The 3,667-nt window shown below is 70.9% G+C and carries 3 protein-coding genes; 1 reads left to right on the top strand and 2 read right to left on the bottom strand.

Annotation, left to right across the window (positions count from 1 at the left end; translation table 11 throughout):
• Positions 1 to 290: 290 nt before the first annotated feature.
• Positions 291 to 1,586, top strand: a complete 1,296-nt coding sequence (locus A5714_RS12010) for a citrate synthase (RefSeq protein WP_082959705.1) — start codon at positions 291 to 293, stop codon at positions 1,584 to 1,586.
• A 13-nt stretch (positions 1,587 to 1,599) separates the two neighbouring features.
• On the opposite strand, the gene A5714_RS12005 is transcribed toward A5714_RS12010, so the two are convergent.
• Both A5714_RS12005 and A5714_RS12000 read right to left on the bottom strand, forming a co-directional pair.
• A complete protein-coding gene (locus tag A5714_RS12005; protein ID WP_068285424.1) occupies positions 1,600 to 3,174 on the bottom strand; it encodes an NAD(P)/FAD-dependent oxidoreductase in 1,575 nt (524 codons plus the stop codon).
• Entirely contained in the window at positions 3,171 to 3,434 is a 264-nt protein-coding gene (locus A5714_RS12000) for a DUF2630 family protein (protein ID WP_068065135.1), read from the bottom strand. Before A5714_RS12000 ends, A5714_RS12005 begins: the two co-directional genes overlap by 4 nt.
• Between the last annotated feature and the right edge of the window lie 233 nt (positions 3,435 to 3,667).

Genomic DNA, 3,667 nt, shown 5'->3' with positions numbered 1-3,667 from the left:
CCCCCACCACGGCGGCCGCGGCGCCGTGCACCGCGTCGGCCGCCGCCGCCGGGGGCGGTGCGTTGGTGGTCCTGGGGCTGGGGGCGGCCGCCGCGGCGGCCCCGGCGTTCGTCCGATATCGGGTGCCGAAAGTCGCGAACTCCCAGGATCCCGACCGGGTCACCTGATGATTGATTAAGGAAACTCGCAGACCCGACCCCGCGCGGGCGGCCCGCCGCCAGAACGACTACCTTTTGCAGTAAGCACCAAGTCAGGCAGCCATATCAGCGATGAAGCGCAAAGGGGTTCTCGTGGCCGACACCGATGACACCGCCACTTTGAAGTACCCGGGCGGTGAGATCGATCTGGAGATCGTCAAAGCCACCGAGGGAGCTGACGGCATCGCGCTGGGCTCGCTGTTGTCCAAGACCGGTTACACCACGTTCGACAACGGCTTCGTCAACACGGCTTCCACCAAGAGCGCCATCACCTACATCGACGGCGACGCCGGGATCCTGCGGTACCGGGGCTACCCGATCGAGCAGCTGGCCGAGAAGTCGACGTTCATCGAGGTCAGCTACCTGCTGATCTACGGCGAGCTGCCGAACAAGCAGGAACTGGAGCAGTTCACCCACCGCATCGAGCGGCACACGATGCTGCACGAGGACCTCAAGCGGTTCTTCGACGGCTTCCCGCCCAACTGCCACCCGATGCCCGTGCTGTCCAGCGTGGTGAACGCGCTGAGCTCCTACTACCCGGACGCGCTCGACCCGATGGACCACGGCCAGGTCGAGTTGTCGACCACGCGGCTGCTGGCCAAGTTGCCCACCATCGCGGCCTACGCCTACAAGAAGTCGATCGGGCAGCCGTTCCTCTACCCGGACAACTCCCTGAGCCTCGTCGAGAACTTCATGCGGATGACGTTCGGCCTGCCCGCCGAGCCCTACGAGGCCGACCCGGAGATCGTGCGGGCCCTGGACATGCTGTTCATCCTGCACGCCGACCACGAGCAGAACTGTTCGACGTCGACCGTGCGGCTGGTGGGCTCGTCGCGGGCCAACCTGTTCACCTCGATCTCCGGCGGCATCAACGCGCTGTGGGGCCCGCTGCACGGCGGTGCCAACCAGGCCGTGTTGGAGATGCTCGAGCAGATCCGCGAGAGCGGCGACGACGTCGGCGAGTTCGTCCGCAAGGTCAAGAACCGCGAGGCCGGCGTCAAGCTGATGGGCTTTGGTCACCGGGTCTACAAGAACTACGACCCGCGCGCCCGGATCGTCAAGGAGCAGGCCGACAAGATCCTGGCCAAGCTCGGCGGCGACGACGATCTGCTCAACATCGCCAAGGAGCTGGAGGAGAAGGCGCTGACCGACGACTACTTCGTCGAGCGCAAGCTCTACCCGAACGTCGACTTCTACACCGGGCTGATCTACCGGGCCCTCGGGTTCCCCACCCGGATGTTCACGGTGCTGTTCGCGTTGGGCCGGCTGCCCGGATGGATCGCGCACTGGCGCGAGATGCACGACGAGGGCGACAGCAAGATCGGCCGCCCGCGCCAGATCTACACCGGCTACACCGAGCGCGACTACAACGGCATCGAATCCCGCTGACACCAGCGGGCCGTCACAGCGAGGCCAGCACCGCCATCGCGGCGTTGTGCCCGCCGACGCCCGAGACCGCCCCGCCGCGGCGGGCGCCTGAGCCGCACAGCAGCACCCGGTCGTGCGCGGTGGCCACGCCCCACCGCCGGGCCGGCGTGTCCAACGGTTCGTCCGCGTCGGCGAACGGCCAGGCCAGGCCGCCGTGGAAGATGTGGCCACCGCTCATCTGCAGCGTCCGCTCCAGGTCGTGGGTGGTGGTGGTCTCGATGCACGGCCGGCCCTGCGCGTCGGGCAGCAGCAACGGCTGAATCGGTTCGGCCAGAACCGAATTCAGCGACGCCAGCACCGAGCCGGTCAACCGGTCGCGCAGCGCCTCGGGGTCGGCGGCGCCGAACAACGCGTGCGGGGTGTGCAGGCCGAACACGGTCATCGTGTGCGCGCCGGCGGCCCGCAGCTGTGCCGAGAGGATGCTCGGGTCACTCAGCGAGTGGCAATAGGCCTCGCACGGGACGGGTTCGGGCACCAGGCCCGCGGCGGCCCGCGAGTACGCCGCGTCCAGCTGCGTGTAGGTCTCGTTGACGTGGAACGTTCCGGCGAAGGCCTGTTCGGGCGTGACCGCGCCGTCGCGCAACCGCGGCAGTCGGCGCAGCACCATGTTGACCTTGACCTGCGCCCCGTCGGCGCGCGGCGCGGGTTGCTCGCCCAGCAGGCCCGCCAGGACCGTCGGGGTGACGCCGGCCAGCACGAACCGCGTCGTCACCCGGTGCTCGTCGTCGCCGATCCGGTACCGCACGTCGCCGCCGGGGTCGACCGCGCACACCTGCGCGCCCGTGACGATGTCGGCGCCGTGGCCGGTGGCCGCGGCGGCCAGCGCCGCGCTGAGCGCGCCCATCCCGCCGACGGGGACGTCCCAGTCGCCGCCGATCAGGTGATACAGCAGACAGACGTTCTGGATCAGCGACGGCTCGTCGAGGCGGGCGAAGGTGCCGATGAGCGCGTCGGTCGCGACGACACCGCGGGCCAGGTCGTCGCCGACCGCCTCGGCGATGGCGTGCCCGATCGGCCGTTCGACCAACGCCCGCCACGCGGCCGCGGCCTGCGGGTCACCGCCCTCGACCACGCGGCGGCGGGCCTGCGCGCGGGTGGGCAGCGGCTCGAGCAGCGTCGGCCAGAGGCGTCGCGTCACCAGTTCGCAGCGCCGGTAGAAGTCGGCGAAGCCCCGGGCGTCTCCAGGAGCGCCCACAGCGGCGAACGCTTCGGCGAGGTTGGCGCCCCCCGCCTCGATCAGCAGGCCCGACCGGCCGCCGTCGGCCGGGTTGGGGGTGTAGGAGGAGTAGCGGCGACGGGCCAGCCGCACGGCGGCGCCCAGGTCCGCGACGATGCGCGGCGGCAGCAGGCTGACCAGGTAGGAATACCGCGACAGCCGAACGTCGACGCCGTCGAACAGACGCGCCGAGACGGCCGCCCCGCCTACGTGTCCCAGCCGCTCCAGCACCCGCACCCGCAGCCCGGCCCGCGCCAGGTAGCCGGCCGCGACCAGCCCGTTGTGACCGCCACCGACGACGACGACGTCGACGTCCGGCGGGTGGCCGCTCAGTTCAGGTAGCCCTCGACCTCGCCGGGCGGGCGCACCTGCGCCTCGCGCGGGTCACCGCCGGTCTCGCGCAGCGCCCGGCGCTGCCGCAGCAGGTCCCAGCACTGGTCGAGTTCGACCTCCAGCGAGCGCAGGCGCTCGTGCTCCTCGGACTCCGAGATGTCGCGGTGTTGCAGCTGCTCGCGCAGCGCCTTCTCCTGCGCGACGAGCTCGCGGATGTGCGCCAGGGTCTCGTTGTCGGTCGGTTTGTTGCCGTTGCCCATCGCTCCAGTGTGCCCGACCGGCCGCCTGGCGAATCGGTAGGCTGCATAGCGCCCGGCGCGGGCCGGGGCTGAGGCGAGGGAAGGGGAGGGCGTGTGCGCGTGCACCGGCCGGGACTTCCCTGGCTGATCGCCCTGGCGGTGATTCCGCTGTTGCTCGCCGCCATCGGCTACGGCACCTCGCTCCGGCCGCCCTCGGCGGCGCTGCCGGGCGCCCCGGCAAAGACCACCGGCGC

The sequence above is a fragment of the Mycobacterium sp. E2462 genome, from assembly GCF_001672685.1.
Classification (GTDB): domain Bacteria; phylum Actinomycetota; class Actinomycetes; order Mycobacteriales; family Mycobacteriaceae; genus Mycobacterium.
Note: the sequence above shows the minus strand (reverse complement) of the source record. Positions and strands in the feature narration are given on the sequence as shown.